Below are 21,048 nucleotides of genomic sequence, written 5' to 3'. Positions count from 1 at the left end.
GCTGTTAAAATTATTTAAGAACTCGGTTATGTTCTAAATGATAAGCTTTCATTATCAAAAAGATTATTACTAGTCCCCTCCACAAACAAAAACACCCTATCACTTCGGCTCTAAATTTAACACCTTCCCCTCTATCCCCTCCGTATTCAATGTAGTCGTATGATACGTTCCGTTTACCCAATCATCTATTTGATCATGATACCAATCGCTTCTAAAATGTCCTGATTGTCCTGGCCCTACAATATGATAACCATTTGACATATCTTTCGTATCAATAACGAATCGCCAAGAAGCTCCGTGATTGACAATACCGTTATCTCCGTAACTCGCTGCTTGAACGGTAACTTGGCTGCCGCCAATTGGAACTGGTTTTTCGCGATTAAATGCAAGTAGTGCTAACATACTAGATGATTTTGAGATTGGATGTGTAAAAGCAAGTTGATGGTAATCGCCCCACTTCCACTCTGCAACATTCGGTCCATATTCCTTCTGTAATTTCTTCATTACATTTTCGTACGAAGTATGCACAACTTTCGTGAAGCCGCCGTACTTCGTAAACCAAGCGCTCTGTTCTCCTGCTACTTCTTTTCGAATTAATTCATCAACAACTTGCGACTTCCCTTCAAATAACTCCATCAAATCTTTCGGAATTTCTTTTGAAAATAACGTATTTGAAATCTCTTTCATTAACAAATGGAAGATTAATGGGGCCGCTTCATCTTTACTATCGTAAAAATTCCACTTTGTTAATTGTTTTACGCCTTCTTTCTCTACTTCATTTAAAGATGCTTTATTTAACTCTTTTAACAATATAGGGGCAAATTCTTTCCCGTATAAATTTTTTTGATCCATCTGTAACTCTTCTAAATCTTTCACTGTATACTTTTCCTTCTCTTGTAAAAACTCTTGAATACGCATTTGCCTATACGGCTGTGCCCACGTATTACTAATATGATACGGATAATTATCATCCACAATTTTATTATTCGCAGTTGAAATAAAGCCTTGTTTTGGATTTATTACTTTTGGGAGTTGATCATATGGGATATACCCTTCCCACTCATATTCGTCTGTCCACCCTGGTACTGGTAAACTCCCATCTCCTTTTTTACGCACTGGTATATTTCCGTTCGCTTTATAAGCAATTGTGCCATCATTTGATGCAAATATAAAGTTTTGAGTTGGTGTATGAAAATCTTGAAGTGCCGTTTCAAACTCATTCCAATCTTTCGCTTTATTCATATTTAATACGGCCTTTAATTCAGCAGAAGGCTCCAAAGCAGTCCATTTCAAAGCAAATACTGTTTTCGTTTTCTCTTTCCCCTTATCCGCAAACTCTGAAATAACTGGACCATGCCTCGTAACCGTCACATTATACGGAATTGTTTTCCCACCTTTTACTTTAATAGATTCATCCACAACTGTAGCTTTTTCCCACTTATCTTTATACAAAAATTCATTATCATTATTAGGATTTCGCTTCTCAATATATAAATCTTGCACATCAGGGCCAGTATTCGTAACGCCCCATGCTATTTTGTCATTGTGTCCTAATATAACACCCGGTACGCCAGCGAAAATAACGCCACTCACATGTAAATCTTTCATTTCAAGTTTTGATTGATACCAAATAGAAGGTGTCGCAAGAGATAAATGAGGATCATCCGCTAAAATTGGCTTACCAGACGCACTCTTCTCACCGCTTATAACCCAGTTATTACTACCATTAAACTCTGGTGGAATGATCGTTTTTGCAAAACTTTGTGCGACATTCACATTTGTATTCTCGAGTTCAGCTAGCAATCTAGGCGCATCTTTCGGATATGTAGGAAATAGCTCATTTGCTTGCTCTTTCGGTAGATTTTTCAGTGCCCAATATCGAAATGCCTGTCCGTGCCAATGTCCGCCTAAATCAAATGCCATATACTTTCCAATCGTTAACGTATCAACAATGGACCATTCAGCAGGCTCATAACCTAATATAGTAAACTCGACCGGTAATTTCTTTTCCTCTTTTGCCTCACGTATAAAAGCATTTATCCCATCAGCAAATGACTGCAGAGCATCTTTCGCCTCCCCGTCATATTGACTAACAGACGCTTCGGCTGCTCGCCTTAAACCGAGCGTTCGAAACAACTTATCTCGATCAACAGCTGCTTCCCCTACAACTTCACTCAACATTCCAGAAGCTTGCCTTCTACTTAAATCCATTTGAAACAAACGATCTTGTGCTTGTATATATCCTTGCGAAAAATATAAATCATGCGCATTTTCCGCTTTAATATGTGGTACTCCTTTACTATCCCGCTTTACCTGAACAGCACGTTGCAGGTCCTCTAGCTTTATCGTCCCATCTATCTTCGGCACTGAACTAAGCGTATATATGTTCAAAAAAATTACTGTACAAATAACTAATAAAAGAACGATACTACTACACCAAATAAAAATTCTCTTACCTCTAGTTCGTTTCTTCTTTATGACGACTTCCATATAACCCCCTCCTTTCTCAAACTATTCGCTTTTATTTAAGGAAGAACCTTTTAGAAAAGTAGAAAAACCCAGACTATGGATCATATAAACTACATACATCTCCCTTATGTGCACCTTCCTTTCTTCCACTGAAATCCCCCCGTCCTTTCTTAAACCAATTCCTCAAAATCCCCTTCACATAAGCAAGCGTCCGCTTATTCTGTTCAAACGCAATTTTAAGTGCCTCTAGTACTGTCTCTCCTGAAACCTTTTGTATCAACTCTTTCAATTCCTTCACGATATATGGAGATAGATTACTTATATGTTGTTCGTAAAACTTATAAACTTCACTATGCGAAGTATCCCCTTCTATCTCTTCCTTCTCCTCAGCAACTACTTCTAAACTACTATTATCCTCTTCTTTCGGCATACCAAAATGCTGCAATAATAATGGAATCTTCCATTCTTCTTCAAGACATTTACGTAAAAATATATGTATGAACTCTTTATTTTTCACAGTCTTTAATTCACGTAACACACACTTTTCTACATTCGTATTTAAAATAGGGTTATAGTGTAGCCAATTCAGTATGTATAACTCTTTCGTTTCTACATCGTATAAAATCTTCCCGTATTCAACAAATCTATTTAACAGCTTCTCAACAGTTTCCATACTGTACCCTGTTTCCAGTTCTGCTAAACGTTTCGGTAATACGTAAATTCCACATTGCTTCGTTTTCGTACCAGTTAACAAATATATGTAAAAATAACGCTCCTCTGGCGTTAAATCTAATATGAATTCATCTTGCCAAAAGTTCACCTGCACATTACGGTACACAGCCATATATTTCCCTCCTCCTTTTATTCATAAAAAGGCAGAATTCAATCCTTCAATATACATATAGGAATGAGGGCTTTGTTTTTGCATTTGAATTCCAAATTTTTTTAACTACTACAACGCCGGTTTTATTTTTCCCGCTTTTTTGTTCTTGTAGTTGTTTTTGTTTTGTTTTTTCTTAGTGATTTATTACTTGATAGGTGCTTATAAGGGGCTTGGAAGGGGCTTCATAGAGGCTAAAATAAAAAGGAGCTGTTCCAAATTATCATGTTGGATAGCTCCTTTACCGTTCTTTCTATTTTTGACTTGCATTTAACATCTTCACTAAAAAGGCAGCTGCTTCACCACGAGTTGTTGTACCTTTAGGAGTAAACTCATTATTTCCAACACCAGTAACTACCTGTAAGCTGTATAATCGTTGAACAGGCTGTTTATATGTGATTAAATAATTGAAACATACTTATACAAAAATTATTTTACTAACGATACTATTAGCGATACCGAATTATCTATAACGGAACGTTCTGGACGTGATTTCATTAATACTGTTAATCCAATTAAGGAAGTGACTAATGTTTGTGCTACTGCTTTAGCGTTCAAATCACTTTGCAGTTCTCCTGATCGAATTCCTTTCGTAATTAATTCTTGAAAAATAACTGCAAGATACATTTGATGTTCTCTAGTCAATACTTCAAATTTTTCATTATGAGGAGCAAGTTCGACCATTGTGTTAATACAAAAACAACCTTTACTGAAATCTTTTTTATATTCCTCTTCCACCATATTTTCAAAAAATGTCCGAATTGCTTCTTTTACAGATTGTTCGTTTTGAAGTTTTGTTCGTATATTAGCTGCATGTAAATTTGTGTATCTCCTTAATGCCGCTTCAAATAAACCCTCTTTATCACCAAAGGCTGAATATAAACTTGGCTTTTGTATTTCCATTTTAGCAGTTAAATCGCTTAATGAAGTAGCTGCGTATCCCTTCTCCCAAAAAAGTTTCATAGCAGCATCTAAAGCTTTTTCTTCATCAAATTCACGTAGTCGTGCCATTTAAAACCATCTCCTTTCTACATCTAGTTATTAAGACTATACATCATCATTTATGTACCAATCAGTATATTATATATCGTATTAGATTATAAACGACATGTCAAAAACTCATAACTAAATCAAAATAAACTTGACATATATATTTATTCGAGATTATATTTTACTTACAAATAACATACCGTTCGGTACATTATTTGTAAGTAATGCAAAAAGGAGCTGATTTTATGAATAGTAAAGAAAAAATGATGACCATTCGAAAACATACTCACACTCAGATACATTCACCTGTTCATGCAACGGTGTCTCGTTATATGCCCCTATTATTCGCAATAGCTTGCGGGATGGCTGTAGCAAATATATACTTCGCTCATCCACTACTTGATTCTTTATCAAATGAATTTAAGATTAGTCATTCAACTATCGGTATTGTGATTACTATTACTCAAGTTTGTTATGCAATCGGATTACTTTTATTAGTTCCACTTGGTGACTTATTAAACCAAAAGAAAATAATAATTGTCCAAATGCTTTTATCTGTTTTCGCTTTAATTATAATCGGATGCGCTTCCTCAAGCACCGTACTTTTTATAGGTATGGCCTTAGTAGGAATTCTTGCAACTGTTACGCAAACACTCGTCGCATATGCATCAATTTTAGCTAATCCATCAGAACGTGGACGCATAGTAGGTTTCGTTACAAGTGGCGTTGTAATAGGTATTCTACTTGCTCGTACATTTGCAGGCATATTAACGGATTTAGCTGGATGGCGGTCCGTTTATCTCACCTCTGCTATCCTTTTACTCTTCATAACTTTTTTGTTACACCGAAATTTACCTACTCTTGAACATAAAAAAGTGACAACTATGTCTTACCGAAAATTAATATACTCTGTTCTCTTATTATTTATGGAAGAACGACTTTTACGCATTCGCGGAATATTAGCATTGCTTATTTTCACTTCATTCAGTATTTTATGGACTTCTTTAGTATTGCCGCTAAGTGTTACACCACATAATCTTTCGCATACAGCTATTGGTGCGTTCGGCCTTGCTGGAGTAGCGGGTGCATTAGCTGCTACTAAGGCTGGACAATTAGCTGATAAAGGATTCGGACAAAAAACAACTGGCATAGCTTTATCATTATTAGTACTTTCATGGCTCCTAATTAAACTTATAAATCACTCTCTATTATTACTAATTTTCGGCATTATCCTTTTAGATTTAGCTGTGCAAGCTGTACATGTCACTAATCAAAGTATGCTGTTCACAGTGCGTCCCGAAGCAAGAAGTCGACTCATTGCCAGTTACATGATTTTTTATTCTATCGGTAGTGCAACAGGTGCAATTCTTTCAACAAATACATATGTAAAATATGGTTGGGATGGAATATGCATATTAGGTGTATCTATTAGTGCTTGTGCTCTTTTATTTTGGATAATAACCTTACGGCAATCCTCACAGCTGAACGAAGAATAATTCATTTATGTTTAATAGGTGTTTTTCTACAAGAATAGAGTTTTCTTTTTAACACAAATCAACGGCATTTTCATATGAAAAATGCCGTTGATTCACAATTTCATGATGAGGAATCCTATACTATTGAAATACATCTATTACAAATTCCCTTTAACGCTCTCGACAATCTCATTTATTGTATTTCGATCAAACTTATCACTAATTTCGTATGGTTCACGGTCTCCTACTAATTGTACGCCTACAATATCATTGCGATCCTTACCATATTGCACTTCAATAATCGATCCACGCTCTATTTGCTTCCAAACGAGACCTGCTTCATCTTTATTGTCTAAAATGATACAGTCCTCAATGCTTTCGTCAATCCCAATTAACTTATTTTCATCCATATATCCAACCTCGTATTGTTGACGTTCTTTCGCTTTTCCACTTACTAATATACCTTTGCTACCATATGAGTAATCCGTATAGTCCTTTTTCTCCGATTGTGCCGCTTTCGACTCTTGTGCTTTAGTTTTTTCAGTGTTCCCACAACCCATGATAAGACTAATTGGCATCACTGTAGTTAGTATTACTCTAGTAAATTTCTTTATCATTTAGAATCAACCTCACATATTTAACTTTAAATTCCATTTATCCCCTTACCAAATAATAACATGATAATACCGAGAGAGAGCCAAAGGTAAACTATTATTTTCATCCCCAAAATTTATGTAATAAGCTATACCTCTGTATTTCCTTCCCTTTTACTTTCATATAGTATCCTTACAATTATAGATAACTAGACTTTCAAAATCACTAACTGCATTATCTACAAATTATAGAAAGTAGACATCCTACTCACATAAGATTTAAAATTAGGAAGTATGGAAAACATGATAAAAAATATAAACTAGATGCTCACAATTATCATGGTCTTTATATTATGGAAGGAAGTGCACAACTTTGGATTTTAAAACCGTTATGCAGGAGCTTGAAGCCCTAGGCAAGGAAAGAACGAAAAAAATATACATATCTAACGGCGCGCACGAGCCAGTTTTCGGCGTAGCTACTGGTGCTATGAAACCAATTGCTAAGAAAATAAAAGTAAATCAAAAATTAGCTGAAGAACTTTATGCGACAGGCAACTACGATGCTATGTACTTTGCAGGCATTATCGCGGATCCGAAAGCTATGAGTGAATCGGATTTTAATCGTTGGATGGATGATGCATATTTTTATATGTTGTCTGATTATGTAGTAGCAGTCACTTTATCGGAGTCAAATATTGCACAAGACGTTGCTGATACATGGATTGCAAGTGGGGACGAGCTTAAAATGTCTGCAGGCTGGAGTTGCTACTGCTGGCTTTTAGGAAATCGAAAAGACAACGAATTTGTCGAAAGCAAAATTGCCGCTATGCTTGAAATGGTAAAAAATACAATCCACAATTCGCCAGAACGAACTAAATCCGCTATGAATAATTTCCTAAACACGGTGGCAATTTCATATGTACCACTACACGAAAAGGCGGCCGCGACTGCAAAAGAAGTTGGTATAGTTGAAATAAAGCGTGAAAATAAAAAGAGCAGTTTGCTAAATGCTGCAGAGAGTATTCAGAAAGAACTTGATAGAGGAAGACTTGGTTTCAAGCGTAAATATGTAAGATGTTAAATGATTAAAAAAGGTGTCAATCTAAGCAAGATTGACACCTTTTTTGATGAGAAAAATGTATGAATTCCCACTACACACCTTATCCGTTAAACATTTCTTCATTCAATTTATAAACCCTATCTCTTTTCTCATCACTTTTGACAAAAATAAGCTTTCCTTCTTTAACAAAGCCTTCTAATAGTAAGCATACTTCTCCATATGCTTTAGGCTTATTCGTTGTGAATCTTTCATCTGATATTTTTCCAGCTCGTATTAATTGTTCGCATAACTCAAGAGCACTTATTTCTTCAGAATCCACTAATTCCAATATATCTTTTTGCAATGGCGATAAAGGTACTGGTATTTCAGCTACCTCCACCTTTTCTTTTTCTTTTTCGTTTTCTTCTTCAAATAAATCTTCAAATGAAATTTGATTCATTACTCCTTTTCCTTTCTAACGATTAATTTGTATAACATGAACTGAATCCTATAGCGTAGTTATTGTTATGTATTACTTACCTTTTCACATAAATCTCAAACTCATGTACATCGTTTCATATAGTATGTTTTGATTATACCAAATATACGTTCTGTCTTCTATCGTAGATTGAAAAAAGACGCGTTTTACTGTTCACAAATAGCGAAAAGGAGTTTATATGCTTTTGTTGAATTGATTTATAAATTAAGATGATTAAATTTCATGCAGATTAGAAAAATAGACATTTATTCTATAGAAATTTATGGTAAATATTCATTAATTACATGTTATAATCACGATGTAAACATTAAATTATATTAAATGTTTAGGTTATTCAATTCGTTTCATATAACAAGGGGGTTTACAAATGGGCAGAAAAACAAGTAAAGTTAAAAAGGTTTTAGGCTTCGTACTAACCGCAGCACTAGCAACTACAACGATGGTAAGCACGGTAAATGCAGAAACACTAACGAAAACAAACGGGAATGAAAATAGCTATAAGACAGGTAGTAATAATGACACTGTATTTACAGATGTACCAAAGGACCACTGGTCAAAAGTTGCTATCGATTACTTAGCGTCAGCAGGGATTTATAAGGGATATGGAAATGGGAAATTTGGTTTTGGGGACAATGTTACTAGAGGACAGGTAGCTTCTTTAGTCAATCGATATTTAGGTTTAAAAGCAGATGATAAACAAGGGAATATGTTTAGTGATATTACAAATCATATGTTTGAAAAAGATATTAAAGCCATTGCGCAAGCTGGAATTATGAAAGGTGATGGCACAGGTACATTTCGTCCAGATGATGTATTAACTCGCTATGAGATGGCAGTAGTATTACAAAAAGCATTTCATTTACAATTAAAAGGACAAGGGAACTTTAAAGATGTACCAAAAGGTCATTGGGCCTATGAATCTGTAAATGCAGTGCGTAGTAACCGCATAGCACAAGGTGACGAGTCAGGTAATTTTATTGGAAATACGATTGTAAAGCGTGAGCAGTATGCACAATTTTTATATAATGCAATAGCAAAAAACAGAGATTATAATTTCAACATCAATTCAAAAGAAGAATTGAAACAAATGTTAACAACAGCTTTACAGAACGGAACGTTTGGTCCATTTAAATTAGATGTATTAGGTAAAGATCTATCTGACGTAAAAAAAGAATTTGGAGTGCCTGATGTTTGGAAGAAAGCACCATGTACAGAATGTGATGCACCTAATATAGCGGTATACGGCGATTATAATATTGACATGTACCCTTCGGACGCTAGATATATATGGGTGAAAATGGATATCTCTATCAACGAATTAAAAGAGTGGTTTGGTGAACCAGATGGAATCGGAGAGGATATGACTAGTGAAGGCTTTATATATAAGCGAGGAAGCTATTCTCTTTATTTCAGCTTCTCTGATGGTTATATTCAACGCGCTGAAATCTCTAAAAATAAATTCAATTAATAAGTTACAAGCAATATAAAATATATAAAGCATAAAAAATCCTTCAAGAACATGCTTTTTCTTGAGGGATTTTATTTTTCTCTATCTATTTAATATAATCCAAAACTATATAACTCCTACTGATTAAACTTTATTTTTCTTCATGCTCCGCATCCCATTCACTTAAATACGTTGCATATTCTAGTTCATCTGGATCATCATTTAGCATAGAAAGAAACTCTAATTTATTTCCATCACAATCTAGAAAATATACGCTTGCAGCTGGCATCCACCTTTGGACAATTGGTTCTCGATTTCCTTTCCCTTGACTCCCTACTACCTCTATTCCACGCTCCTCTAACCACAATTTAGAGGTCTTTAAAAACTCTAAATCTACACGAAAAGCGAAGTGTTTCATCTCAAAATCTTCATTACTATGTACTTCCCATAGCCCGAGCATTTGCTCTTTATTTTCTCCTATCCAAAAGAACGCAACTCGTCTTTTCGATAGTTTTTTCGCTACTGTTAAGCCTAACTTATTTTGATAGAAATCTATCGCATTTTCTAAATTTCTTACATGTAAATGAGTTTCATATATGCTTTGTATCATATTATATTTTCCCTCCTCTACATTCTAATTTTTAAAAATACATTTTATTTTTATCATACAAATTAATATATTTTTAAGCATCCTACTTTTGTATCATTGTTCTTTCCTTCAAATGTATAGGTATCCAGCTTTAACTAATATCCCAACGCCGGAATTTAATACAATGAAACTAGTGAGCTTTTATGAAAAATTGGCTCTCACCTACTTTTCTCCCATTAGAAGCTTTACTGCCCACAAATAGCAGGATAAAAATTCTATTTACATTCATAATTTTTTATAATGTAATAAGATTAACATCTTAATAATAGAGGAGGAACCTTTCTGGATAAAACCAAAGTTATGGCTTATTTTAGTGCAACGGGTGATATATTCCCTGTTGAAGCAATTACTGACGCCCTAAGTATCGAGCCTACAAGAACTTATAAAAAAGGTGATGTTGTTGCAAAACGTGATAATCCGAATCTTGTATCCACCAAACCCCTATATAGAGAAGAAACTGCTTGGACTTTAAGCACTGGATACCAACAATCATACAATATAAATAATCAGTTGCATGTTATTCTAAAATCCCTTGACGGAAAAACAGAACAACTAAAACATCTCAAGAAGAAATATAGTTTAGAGTTTCTTTTTATGATAGTGATTCAAGTGAAGAATAACGAATCACCCGCGATGTATTTACAAAAAAACATTATTGATTTTGCTAGTTCCATTCAAGCAGAAATTCATTTTGATCTATATATTTATTAAAAATAAAAACGCTATTGATATTGAAATCAACAGCGTTTTTTATGTGACTATATGTCTTATCTTACTTATGCCTCAAAGCAAATTCTTTTTATATAACTGATTACTTCAATTTCCCCTCAAAAACAATTTTCCTACCGCACGGTTCAACTTCTGTTTTGCCGTTTTTCTTCACTTCATGAAAGATTGGCTCTTCCATGCGACGTGATGGTGCGTAGCCTTCTTGTTCCATACGTGCTAAGCAGTCTGTAATTGTTTCGTTTTCGAGTACTTCAAATTTCTTTTTATTAGGTTGTTTTGTCATGCCCTAACCTACTTTCTATTTTTCTTGATGCGAATTGATTTTTCATGTAGACGATATATAACATTGCGAGAATTCCCATTATAATCATAACCGCAATAAAAAAGCTTGTATACTGTATTTTTTCTATAAATACGCCTCCTAATACAGGTCCCATAATACTTCCTAAACTAAAGGCGATTCCAGATAATATATTACCTGCTGGCAATAAGTGTCTCGGTAATAAATCTGTCATAAATCCTAGACCTAATGAGAAGCAAGACCCAATGACCATACCCGCTAACAGCATACAGGCAAAGACGATCCAATAATATTGATCAAATACTGCTGCAAGTAGGAAAATACCTGTACTTACGCTGAACGTCCACGTTAAAATACGGTCTCTTCCGTATTTATCACTTAATATACCGAGTGGAATTTGTGTAATAATGCCCCCAACTGCAAACGCTGGTAATAAGAATGATACATCTGAAACAGACCATCCTTTACGAAGCGCGTATACTGGTAAGTTACTATTTAACATAGCTTCCAGTACGCCATATGCAAGTGGTCCTAGTAACGCAATCCATCCTAATCCAACAACTTGTTTATAACGAGAAAATGATGATTCACTCTTCACTTCTCTTTCATCTTGCGCCGGGAATGCATTTTTCGTTGGAAGTAATAATAGCCAACCTATTAAGCAAAGTATAGTAGATATCATAAATGGTGTTGCAAGACCGTACTGAACAGTGCTCGCTAAATACGGACCAACGGCAAAACCAATTCCGAAGAATACACCGTATATCGATACTTGTCTACCAATTTTACTCGGGTCTGATGTTGTCGTAATCCATGTTTGTGTTCCGACATGAAGCATATGATCTCCGACTCCAACTAGAAATCTAAGAATAAACCATACCCAAAATGAAAAAGTTTGTGTAAAAAAGAATAATGATATAACAACGAGAAACCCACCAATAACGATAATTGGCTTCATCCCAAACTTTTGCATCGGTTTTTCAAGAAACGGTGAAATAACTAATATCCCAATATATAATGCCGTCGCATGAATACCATTAATACTTGAACTAACCCCTTCTTGTTCAAAAATCATTGCAATGGCCGGTAAGAGCATCCCTTGTGATAAACCTGAGATTGCTACAATTCCAACCATAATCCAAAACGTAAAACGCATCGACATCCTTTTCCCTCTCCTTCTCACGCTTTCCACTTTTCATTATAAACTGTTTCTGCAAATGCGTGTACGAATATTACGAATAAAAAAGAAGCTAAAAGAATGAACCTTTTAGCCTTTTATCCTTCCCAAACTTGTGCTTTCACATTGTAATGAAAGTGTTTGAAATATGGATTTTCATAAAATGATTGTCCATATAAATAGTGGTGTACATGAGCTATTGGTGGCTACTGCATTTGTAAAGGAACTACTGTTGGTGAAACTTGCATATACATCGGATCTATAAGTGATGATTATATGGTGAATGCGTAATTAAGAGCGGATGATGCATTGATAATCTCCCCTTTTACCTACAATGTTATAGTATATGCAATACTTTTACTTTCGTGGATTATTTCTGCTCTAACCAATCCTCTACATACTTAATAAATACATCTAAGCAATCTATAAACGGCGAGTGTCCGCAATCTTCCAATACTTTCAACTCTGCATTCGGCAAATGTTTTGCTAATTCCTCACCGACTACTTGCGGTACGACGTAATCTCTGTCACCTTGTATGACGAGTGTCGGAGCTTTAATATGTTGAATTTGCTTATTTCCCTCTACAACCCCGTTATGTTCATCCGAAATATTAAATGTAATAAGTGCATAATTTACATCTACGAAATTACGCTGCGTTAACATATCATCTAAATACTTTTCATAACGATCCGGTTCAGGTTGATTATGTGTATATATTAATAAATTCCATACTGTACGGTAATATAATTTATTCATATTTTTTATCGCATCTAGCACTGGCGCAATTTGTACGGGATCTTGCGCGATTTCTTCTTTCGTCTTTACTAAACTCGATACGATCGGCTGCCCGTTAATATCTTTTTTAAAAATTGGATATCCCTTCATGCCCACTGATTCTACTAAAATTAACTTTTCGACAAACGTTGGATGATTCGCTGTAAATTGCATCGCAACACCACCACCCATTGACCAGCCCATTAATGAAAATTTCTCTAATTTTAATTGATCGATAAATAGTTTTACATCTCCTGCAAAATCTTGTAATGAATCTATCGATTGATTATATGTTGATAGGCCAAATCCTCTTAAATCAAGAGCATAAATATGGTATTGATCTTGCAACTTTTCAATAACTAAATCCCAGTGTTGTGACGATGTCATGTTCCCGTGAATGAGTACAAGAATTTCTGTATTTTGCCTTCCAACTTCCTGATACGCAATCGTTTCTCCGTTCGATAGTGAAACAAACTCCATTGTTGCAGGCTTAATCATCACAAGTTCCCCCATTCTTTTTAATAGAAAGAAAATTCTTTACTTACTTAAAGAATAACATGCAGAATGTATGTTCTCAACATAAAAACTGTACGAAATTTTTACATAAATCAACATGTCTATTACTAGACAATTATAATAAAAAAGGATATAGTTAGCTAGGTAACTAATTTGAAAGGATCTAACTATATGGACGAAAAACAACATTTTTTTCACATTGTCAGCCAGACTTCTCGAAAATTCACAAAGAAATTTAATGAACGCGTATCTCCAACTGGGCTATTTAGTGCACAATGGGCCGTTATTTTCCGCATTAATCAAACCGGTTCTTGCACGCAAACAGAATTATGTCAGTATTTAAATGTTGAATCACCAACGATGACTCGTACGCTAACACGTATGGAAACGATGGGCTGGATTATTCGTACTGAAGGAAAAGATCGCCGTGAGAAGCTCATTTCTTTATCAGAAACAGCGATAAAAATGATTCCGGTATGGCAAGAAGAAGTTGATACTTTCGAAGAAAAGACACTAGAAGGTATTAACGCAGATGAGTTACATCAAGCATTTCAAGTGTTACAACAAATTATTAAAAACTTAGATTAAATTGGAGGGATGACGATGCAAAGTGAAAAACTTTGGACGAAGGATTTCCTCGGAACTTGTTTTAGTAGTCTATTTCTCTTCTTAACATTTTATATGCTCATGACTACTTTGCCTGTCTATGTCATAGACGGCCTAAAAGGAAAACCTGAGGAAATTGGTTTAGTTGCAACTGTTTTTCTTATTTCATCTGTTTTATGTAGACCATTTACAGGAAAATGGCTCGATGAATTAGGGAGAAAGAAAATTTTATTTATTTCACTATCATTATTTTTAGCTGCTACTGTTATGTATTTCGGTGCACAAAGCTTATTTTTATTACTTGCCCTTCGCTTCTTACATGGCATTGGGTTCGGTATGGCAACAACTGCAACTGGTACGATTGTCACAGATGTTGCGCCAGATCATAGACGAGGCGAAGCACTTGCCTATTTCGGCGTATTCATGAGTTTACCGATGGTAATTGGTCCTTTTTTAGGTTTAACAATTATTTCTCATTTTTCATTTACTGTACTATTTATCGTATGTTCCGTATTTTCATTGCTTGCATTTTTATTAGGACTACTTGTAAATATTCCGCATGAAGTACCAGTAAGCAAACAAAAACGAGAAAAAATGAAATGGAAGGACTTAATTGAACCATCTTCAATTCCGATCGCTCTGACAGGATTTGTTTTAGCCTTTTCTTATAGTGGTATTTTATCCTTTATTCCTATTTATGCGAAAGAGATCGGTTTAGGAGAAGTGGCTAGTTACTTCTTTATTTTATACGCACTCGTTGTTGTAATTTCTCGTCCATTTACAGGAAAGATTTTTGATCGCTTCGGTGAAAATGTACTTGTTTACCCAGCTATCATTATTTTCACAATTGGGATGTTCATTTTAAGTCAAGCGCAAACTCCGTTTTGGTTCCTTGGCGCAGGTATGTTAATCGGTTTAGGTTACGGTACATTAATTCCAAGTTTCCAAACGATTGCAATCTCGGCCGCTGCAAACCATCGACGTGGTTCTGCGACAGCTACGTACTTCTCATTCTTTGATAGTGGTCTCGGTTTTGGTTCTTTCATTTTAGGTATCGTCGCAGCGAAATCAAGTTATCATAATATGTATTTTATCGCAGCTATTATCGTTGCTTTCACTTTACTTCTCTATTATGGATTACACGGACGAAAACAAAAATTCAAGAAACAACATACAGACGGACAAGTTTCCGCTTAACATGAATAAGGAAAGTAAACTTCCCCGTTTACTTTCCTTATTTTGTATTTCTTTCAATAGAAGCGTATACTTATAATAGAAATAAAAAAGGAGGGACCGATATGAAACTAAAAAAATCTCCCCTACTCTTACTCATAATCACATTCATATTTGTAATTACAGGGCTCGGTTTTACATACTTCAAACATAATAAAACAATCCCATCGAAAAATAACGTGACGAAGAAAAATTGGTTAGATGATCCGTACTTACGTTGGTCGTATACACATATGAAAGAATTCACTTTAATTAATGAGGTGAAAAATAACCCGGATCAAGTATCCCACTTCTCTACCGCATTGCAAAACTTAGACGATTTTGCTGTGGAGCGTAGATTTGGAAATACAACTCCTCTAAAAAAACTTTTAGACGATAACAAAACGGATGCTTTTGTCGTCGTACATAATGGGCAACTTGTTTATGAACGATATTTCAACGGGTATAACGAGAGTGAACCTCATGGTATGGCGTCATTAGCGAAGGTTTTTACCGGGGCAATTATACAATCTCTCGCTGAGGAAAAACGTATTGATTTAGAAAAAACAGCTAACACATATATAAAAGAATTAAAAAATACACCGTTCGGTAATGCCACACTTCAGCAATTAATGGACATGCAAGTTTCTGCACAGTACCCTACTCACGGATATGAACATCCAGCGTTAGAAAATCAAGATGCACAACTATATTTAGCGAGCAATATTTTACCTCGAGGTAAAAACTACGACGGTCCGATGAAAATTTATGATATGTTACGAGAAGCAGAAGAAACTGCACCGCCTGGTTCCGATTTTTCTTATGATAACGGATCAGCGGAAACACTCGCTTGGGTTATTCGAACGATCACGAGTAAATCATTAGCAGAAAATGTTAGCGAACGCATATGGTCTCAAATTGGTATGGAAGAAAACGCGTATTACGTTACAGATGAAACAAAAATAGAACAAGCAAGCGCTGGCTTAAATGCAACTGCTAGAGATATGGCTAGATTCGGGCAATTACTATTAAACAACGGGGAATATAACGGAAAACAAATTCTCCCTTCTTCTATTACTGAAGATATAAAAAATGTGCAAGAAGGTGAACTTGCAATTGGCCCTGGCGCTTCCATTTCTTATCATAATCAATGGTGGATTCCGCACAATGAACAAGGTGCTTTTGAAGTGTTAGGTAGTTACGGACAAACACTTTACATCGATCCGAAAGCAAATATGGTCATTGTCCACTTCTCTTCTAACGCTACACCAAGTAATGAAATACATTCAGTTTACTCCAATATGTATATTGATATTGCCCATCATTTAGAGAAGCTTCCACAGTAGTGGAAGCTTTTTCTTGCCAAGGTGTTTTATTTGAATCCATCCCCCCATCATGGTTATTCATCCTTAAACTTTTTATTCGTAATCCAATAATACGTTACGAAGAGTGTCAATAAAATCCAAACTATAGCTAGTAATCCATTAATTATTGCATTTGAATTTACTGCCCCCGTGACTAACGTTTCCATTGCATGTTTACTCATACTGGCTGGATTAACCTGATCTACTATTGGAATCAAACCGACGATTATTCTACAACCTAAAAGAAAAGCAATTGAAATTAGTGCAATAATACCTTGACTGTGAAAAATAGCACTTATCATAGTTGTGAAAGATACGATAAAAAGAACCCAAATTAAATAAAATAGTAATCCAGTAATCATGTACGAAAACGGAACAACAGTAAAAAGATAGTTTGTATATAGATAAGAGGTAAAGTATCCAATCATTACACTAAGCGCTACTATTACATAATTTGATACTATTTTCCCAGCTATATACGAAGTAACCGTAACAGGTCTTGTTAAAATAAAGGCTAACATACCATTGGCTTTATCTGTTTGAATGGCACCCATCATAGAGATTACTAGAATCATAAGTCCGAGCTGATCAAACTGAGACCCCAAAGTACTCGCTAGTACTTCGCCTCCTTTTTGTGCTGTCATACTTGGATCGATGGTAATTCCCTGCCCTCCACCTAATGCTCCTAAAATGGATGGCAAATAATATGTTACTATTGGCTGTGTTGCCCCTAAAAATATAAAAACAATTGGTAGCCAAATCACCTTAAAATCACGTACCATTTGAACACATTCTTTTTTTATCAATACCATTGAGTTATTCATTTTTGCACCACCAATTTCAAGAAAATCTCTTCTAAAGTATCGTTGCTCATTTCAAATTTAACGATGTCCACTTTATGTTCGAGTGCATTTTGCAGTAACATATTTTTATTTATTTCAATACTCTCAACCTTCACTTTGACTTTAAGTCCTATCACCTCTACGTCCTTCACATAGGGCAAATTTTTTACAACGTCAATCCACTCTCGATCTTTAGCTGTAATTTCAATGATTAATTTATTTTCACTATTGCGGTGTAAAAGCTCAGTAATTGTTGTATCTTCTATCTTTGTTCCATCTTTAATCATGACAAATCGCTCACAGATCTCTTCTGCATCACTCAATATATGGGTTGATAATAAAATAGTCGTATCTTTTTTTATTTCTTCAATTAGATTTAATACTTCCCTTCTGCCTATTGGATCTAATGCAGATACCGGTTCATCCATGACAATAAGCGCTGGTTTATGCAATAATGCTTGTGCAATACCAAGTCTTTGTTTCATTCCCCCAGAAAAGGTACTCACCTTTGAACCTTCTTCTCCACTTAATCCAACTTTCTCCAAAATTTCTGGTATCGACTTTGACAACACTTCTTTTTTCATCCCTGAAAGTTGCCCCATAAACATAAGGGTTTCTCGCGCCGTCATCCAATGAAAAAAATTAGGGTATTGCGGTAAGTAGCCAATTTCCCTTTTCATTTTTGATATTTTTATCCCATTCAATAAGACTTCGCCAACATCTGGATTCATAATATCCGAAATTACTTTTATTAATGTGGATTTCCCTGCTCCATTTGGTCCGATTAACCCTACACATTCCCCTGATTGCAGTTCCATCGAGAAAGTATTGACAGCAATTTTTCCTTTAAATGATTTTGTTACATTTTTAATCTCTAATTTCATAATTTCTCACCGTCCTTTCTCCCTATAACAAAGTACAGAATAGGTCCCAATACGTTAACAAAAAGAATAATTAGCGTCCATACAAGGACATTTTTTCTTGTATTTCTATGTCGGTATAAATCAATTAACGCAATAGAAACTAAAAGTGCTCCCACTGCAATAACCGGCAATATGATTGGGAGAAACGCCATAATATCCATGTCTTTAAGATCATTCCATCCATAATGTAGTTGCATTTTTATCATTCCTTCCTAAACTCATTATCATTATTGATAATAATAATGATAAATCAAGAGCAGATGTATTGCAAACATTATTCTCATTATTTATAATGAGAATAAATAATGAATAAGGTGATATAGTGAGTAATAAAGTTGAAATCTTAATGCATCCAGTAAGAATGAAGATTTGCCAAGTATTAATGAGAAATAAGGAAGATGGACTAACACCATTAGAAATGGTAAAAATCATTAAAAATGTGCCACAAGCAACACTATATAGACAGCTACAAACTATGGTTGATTCTGGTATCGTCCATGTAATTAAAGAAAAAAAGGTGAAATCTGTTTCTGAAAAATATTACGCAATCAATGAAGAAGATGCAAAAATTGAAGGAAGTGAGTGGAAAGGATTGTCTGATGATGAAAAGTTAAACTACATTTCTTATTATCAGTTATCACTTATGACACAATATCAAAGTTACCTTAAGAAATTAGAGGAACAAAACAATCAAGAAGATAGTGCTACTTTTTCTGTTGTGGACTTAAAGCTCGATGAAGAACAATTTATGAGCTTTCAAAACGAACTTAACGAATTAATGAATAAATACTACCATACTCAAAATAAAGGCGACGAAAAAGAGACCCCTGTTCGGACCGTCGCTATTACAATTATTCCAGAAACGTGAACTAACTCAATATACATAATACAAGCCGATGCTTCCTTACCATAGGAATCATCGGCTGTCTTCATTTCAGAAATTGTTTTGACTTCTAATCTATGGCTAGCGAAAAACTGAGTTAGAAATTCGAATGCGCTTAAAGATCCTGTCTTTCTTATATTAAATGAACTCTTTTCTTTCTTTTCTCATATTCGTCTCATACCATCCACACTCCCTCCAAACACTTTTTAAAAAGAAGCATGGGTAAACTAATAAATATAAATTAGGAATCCACCAAGAAATATCGAAATCTAAACGGATTGTCCAAAATGCTAGCGCTTGTAATCCTGAACAAAAAGTTAAAATTAATGATAAGAACGCAAAGCGGCTCCAAATATGTTTTTGTTTAGAATGTAAATACAAACTTAGAAATCCCGTTAACGAAATTAACAAATCTAGAGGCAGAAAAGACCAATTCCATGCTACTAAAATAGGGTCTTCATAATCTTTAAACAAATGTTCTTGCGGAATCATATGAAAAATTGTTATGAACCAATATATAACAAACCCAAAATCAGTAATAAGAAAAAAATACTTTAAACGATTCAATGTATACGTTCCTCCACCATTTCTTTTTTCTTCGCTTCATGTGCCGTACTATTAAAATTTAAAATTACGACTCCAATTAAAATAACAAGAATTGCTAGTAACTTAATTAAATTGATACTTTCTCCAAAATAAAAGAACCCGATTATTGTAATCGTTACAATTCCCATACCTGACCAAATCGCATAGGCAACGGACATTTCCATCCCCTTTAATGCGAATGACAGAAATGCAAAACTTACTACATAAAATATAACAATAAGAATACTTGGTACAAGTTTCGTTAATCCATCAGATAGTTTCATCGCAGTTGTACCCGCTACTTCAAATAAGATTGCTAAGCATAAATAAATCCACTGCACTATTTCTCCCACCTTCTACTCCGGATTAGAAATTCCATACAGCAATATGTCCATAATAGATTCAAGTATACTCCCTAATGTATAATCACTCTTTTCAATAAACATAGGATCATATATGCGATTCAGTGCTCCCAAATATAATTCAATAAAAAATGGAATTTGAATCTTTCTAATGCTTCCTTCCCTCATTCCCTCTTCTAATAAACCGATTACAGTAAACCAACCTTCACGTAAAAACTGATCTAATTTTAACCATTGATTATAATGATGTTTTTTTAGTTCTACTAATAAACGTGCATCCATGAATGTAAATTGTTGTGGAATGCAAATTAAGATGAGTCTTATTTTTTCAACTGTTTGTAATGTATTATCTTCAGCGATATTTTTTTCCTTTTCCTGAATACTTTCTATTACATGACGAATAACTTCATCTACTATTTCATCTTTTGAAGAGAAGTGCTCATAAATTGTCCTCTTACTCACAGCTAATTGTTTTGCTAAGTCACTAATTGTAAATGTAAACCCCGTCGTTTGAATTTGACGACTTGTTTCTGTTACTATTCTTTGTTTCATAATCCGCCCCCTAAACCATTGGTACCACTTCGGTTTTCCTAGTACCGTTTCATTTTACAATATTTAACACAACCTACACAACAAATATTTAAAAATTTCTAACTTTTAACTCAAAACAGGTAAAACATAAGAGCGATGAGGATCATAAACAATCAAATGATTGTATAGAAAATATCAGTC

23 protein-coding genes and 2 pseudogenes are annotated in these 21,048 nt (G+C 34.7%); 8 read left to right on the top strand and 17 right to left on the bottom strand.

Annotated elements, in window-relative coordinates; translation table 11 throughout:
* Positions 1 to 99 precede the first annotated feature (99 nt).
* The 4 genes and pseudogenes from ACUXEY_RS02175 to ACUXEY_RS02160 all read right to left on the bottom strand — a co-directional run bounded on the left by ACUXEY_RS02175 (position 100) and on the right by ACUXEY_RS02160 (position 4,360).
* A complete protein-coding gene (locus ACUXEY_RS02175; protein ID WP_429602552.1) occupies positions 100 to 2,490 on the bottom strand; it encodes a penicillin acylase family protein in 2,391 nt (796 codons plus the stop codon).
* A 73-nt stretch (positions 2,491 to 2,563) separates the two neighbouring features.
* Complete coding sequence (locus tag ACUXEY_RS02170; protein WP_166705407.1) at positions 2,564 to 3,313, bottom strand: DnaD domain-containing protein; 750 nt, start codon at positions 3,311 to 3,313, stop codon at positions 2,564 to 2,566.
* 289 nt (positions 3,314 to 3,602) lie between these two features.
* Positions 3,603 to 3,755, bottom strand: a pseudogene (locus tag ACUXEY_RS02165) (S-layer homology domain-containing protein); the annotation flags it as partial.
* A 23-nt stretch (positions 3,756 to 3,778) separates the two neighbouring features.
* Positions 3,779 to 4,360 (bottom strand): TetR/AcrR family transcriptional regulator, encoded by a 582-nt coding sequence (locus tag ACUXEY_RS02160; RefSeq protein WP_461299971.1) that lies wholly within the window; start codon positions 4,358 to 4,360, stop codon positions 3,779 to 3,781.
* Positions 4,361 to 4,584: 224 nt separating this feature from the next.
* Between ACUXEY_RS02160 and ACUXEY_RS02155 the strand changes: the two genes are divergently transcribed.
* The gene (locus tag ACUXEY_RS02155) at positions 4,585 to 5,835 is read left to right on the top strand and encodes an MFS transporter (RefSeq protein WP_461299970.1); all 1,251 of its coding nucleotides are present in this window, start codon (positions 4,585 to 4,587) and stop codon (positions 5,833 to 5,835) included.
* A 137-nt stretch (positions 5,836 to 5,972) separates the two neighbouring features.
* On the opposite strand, the gene ACUXEY_RS02150 is transcribed toward ACUXEY_RS02155, so the two are convergent.
* Positions 5,973 to 6,431, bottom strand: coding sequence for a hypothetical protein (locus ACUXEY_RS02150; RefSeq protein ID WP_166705409.1), 459 nt, complete (start codon positions 6,429 to 6,431; stop codon positions 5,973 to 5,975).
* Between the two features lie 349 nt (positions 6,432 to 6,780).
* On the opposite strand from ACUXEY_RS02150, the gene ACUXEY_RS02145 reads away from it, so the two are divergent.
* Positions 6,781 to 7,488, top strand: a complete 708-nt coding sequence (locus ACUXEY_RS02145) for a DNA alkylation repair protein (protein WP_461299969.1) — start codon at positions 6,781 to 6,783, stop codon at positions 7,486 to 7,488.
* Between the two features lie 79 nt (positions 7,489 to 7,567).
* Here the strand turns inward: ACUXEY_RS02145 and ACUXEY_RS02140 are convergent, their stop codons facing one another.
* The gene (locus ACUXEY_RS02140) at positions 7,568 to 7,906 is read right to left on the bottom strand and encodes a DUF3895 domain-containing protein (protein ID WP_461299968.1); all 339 of its coding nucleotides are present in this window, start codon (positions 7,904 to 7,906) and stop codon (positions 7,568 to 7,570) included.
* Positions 7,907 to 8,312: 406 nt separating this feature from the next.
* Here ACUXEY_RS02140 and ACUXEY_RS02135 point away from each other — a divergent pair, with 406 nt between their 5' ends.
* Entirely contained in the window at positions 8,313 to 9,413 is a 1,101-nt protein-coding gene (locus ACUXEY_RS02135; protein WP_429602557.1) for an S-layer homology domain-containing protein, read from the top strand.
* Between the two features lie 130 nt (positions 9,414 to 9,543).
* Here the strand turns inward: ACUXEY_RS02135 and ACUXEY_RS02130 are convergent, their stop codons facing one another.
* Entirely contained in the window at positions 9,544 to 10,002 is a 459-nt protein-coding gene (locus tag ACUXEY_RS02130) for a VOC family protein (RefSeq protein ID WP_461299967.1), read from the bottom strand.
* A gap of 339 nt (positions 10,003 to 10,341) precedes the next feature.
* Between ACUXEY_RS02130 and ACUXEY_RS02125 the strand changes: the two genes are divergently transcribed.
* Positions 10,342 to 10,752: a DUF4279 domain-containing protein gene (locus ACUXEY_RS02125; RefSeq protein ID WP_429602559.1), complete on the top strand. Its 411-nt coding sequence runs from the start codon at positions 10,342 to 10,344 to the stop codon at positions 10,750 to 10,752.
* Positions 10,753 to 10,852: 100 nt separating this feature from the next.
* Here ACUXEY_RS02125 and ACUXEY_RS02120 read toward each other — a convergent pair whose 3' ends face one another.
* From ACUXEY_RS02120 to phaZ, 4 genes and pseudogenes are all read right to left on the bottom strand, one after another.
* Positions 10,853 to 11,053 (bottom strand): NETI motif-containing protein, encoded by a 201-nt coding sequence (locus ACUXEY_RS02120; protein ID WP_000166305.1) that lies wholly within the window; start codon positions 11,051 to 11,053, stop codon positions 10,853 to 10,855.
* Entirely contained in the window at positions 11,037 to 12,233 is a 1,197-nt protein-coding gene (locus ACUXEY_RS02115) for an MFS transporter (RefSeq protein ID WP_144611986.1), read from the bottom strand. Before ACUXEY_RS02115 ends, ACUXEY_RS02120 begins: the two co-directional genes overlap by 17 nt.
* A 113-nt stretch (positions 12,234 to 12,346) precedes the next feature.
* A pseudogene (locus ACUXEY_RS02110) lies at positions 12,347 to 12,558 on the bottom strand (hypothetical protein).
* A gap of 60 nt (positions 12,559 to 12,618) precedes the next feature.
* Positions 12,619 to 13,536, bottom strand: a complete 918-nt coding sequence (gene phaZ / locus ACUXEY_RS02105) for an intracellular short-chain-length polyhydroxyalkanoate depolymerase (RefSeq protein ID WP_429602560.1) — start codon at positions 13,534 to 13,536, stop codon at positions 12,619 to 12,621.
* A 174-nt stretch (positions 13,537 to 13,710) separates the two neighbouring features.
* On the opposite strand from phaZ, the gene ACUXEY_RS02100 reads away from it, so the two are divergent.
* From ACUXEY_RS02100 to ACUXEY_RS02090, 3 genes are all read left to right on the top strand, one after another.
* The gene (locus tag ACUXEY_RS02100) at positions 13,711 to 14,127 is read left to right on the top strand and encodes a MarR family winged helix-turn-helix transcriptional regulator (protein WP_429602561.1); all 417 of its coding nucleotides are present in this window, start codon (positions 13,711 to 13,713) and stop codon (positions 14,125 to 14,127) included.
* Between the two features lie 15 nt (positions 14,128 to 14,142).
* Complete coding sequence (locus tag ACUXEY_RS02095; protein ID WP_087958983.1) at positions 14,143 to 15,342, top strand: MFS transporter; 1,200 nt, start codon at positions 14,143 to 14,145, stop codon at positions 15,340 to 15,342.
* Between the two features lie 101 nt (positions 15,343 to 15,443).
* The gene (locus ACUXEY_RS02090) at positions 15,444 to 16,703 is read left to right on the top strand and encodes a serine hydrolase domain-containing protein (protein ID WP_461299966.1); all 1,260 of its coding nucleotides are present in this window, start codon (positions 15,444 to 15,446) and stop codon (positions 16,701 to 16,703) included.
* Between the two features lie 53 nt (positions 16,704 to 16,756).
* Here the strand turns inward: ACUXEY_RS02090 and ACUXEY_RS02085 are convergent, their stop codons facing one another.
* From ACUXEY_RS02085 to ACUXEY_RS02075, 3 genes are read right to left on the bottom strand one after another with little or no spacing between them, the layout of a single operon-like run.
* Complete coding sequence (locus ACUXEY_RS02085; RefSeq protein WP_461299965.1) at positions 16,757 to 17,545, bottom strand: ABC transporter permease; 789 nt, start codon at positions 17,543 to 17,545, stop codon at positions 16,757 to 16,759.
* Positions 17,542 to 18,447 (bottom strand): ABC transporter ATP-binding protein, encoded by a 906-nt coding sequence (locus ACUXEY_RS02080; RefSeq protein WP_098345573.1) that lies wholly within the window; start codon positions 18,445 to 18,447, stop codon positions 17,542 to 17,544. Before ACUXEY_RS02080 ends, ACUXEY_RS02085 begins: the two co-directional genes overlap by 4 nt.
* Complete coding sequence (locus ACUXEY_RS02075) at positions 18,444 to 18,683, bottom strand: PLD nuclease N-terminal domain-containing protein (RefSeq protein ID WP_098345572.1); 240 nt, start codon at positions 18,681 to 18,683, stop codon at positions 18,444 to 18,446. The genes ACUXEY_RS02080 and ACUXEY_RS02075 overlap by 4 nt, the downstream gene beginning before the upstream one ends.
* Before the next feature lie 125 nt (positions 18,684 to 18,808).
* Between ACUXEY_RS02075 and ACUXEY_RS02070 the strand changes: the two genes are divergently transcribed.
* Entirely contained in the window at positions 18,809 to 19,354 is a 546-nt protein-coding gene (locus ACUXEY_RS02070) for a transcriptional regulator (RefSeq protein ID WP_098521495.1), read from the top strand.
* A gap of 153 nt (positions 19,355 to 19,507) precedes the next feature.
* Here the strand turns inward: ACUXEY_RS02070 and ACUXEY_RS02065 are convergent, their stop codons facing one another.
* The 3 genes from ACUXEY_RS02065 to ACUXEY_RS02055 are packed head-to-tail and all read right to left on the bottom strand — an operon-like array spanning position 19,508 to position 20,868.
* On the bottom strand, positions 19,508 to 19,936 hold the full coding sequence (locus ACUXEY_RS02065; RefSeq protein ID WP_461299964.1) for a YvaD family protein: 429 nt from the start codon (positions 19,934 to 19,936) through the stop codon (positions 19,508 to 19,510).
* Complete coding sequence (locus ACUXEY_RS02060; RefSeq protein WP_461299963.1) at positions 19,933 to 20,295, bottom strand: DMT family transporter; 363 nt, start codon at positions 20,293 to 20,295, stop codon at positions 19,933 to 19,935. Before ACUXEY_RS02060 ends, ACUXEY_RS02065 begins: the two co-directional genes overlap by 4 nt.
* Before the next feature lie 15 nt (positions 20,296 to 20,310).
* Complete coding sequence (locus ACUXEY_RS02055) at positions 20,311 to 20,868, bottom strand: TetR/AcrR family transcriptional regulator (RefSeq protein WP_461299962.1); 558 nt, start codon at positions 20,866 to 20,868, stop codon at positions 20,311 to 20,313.
* Positions 20,869 to 21,048: the final 180 nt, after the last annotated feature.

This window comes from Bacillus sp. F9_6S_D1_P_5, from assembly GCF_054823925.1.
Note: the sequence above shows the minus strand (reverse complement) of the source record. Positions and strands in the feature narration are given on the sequence as shown.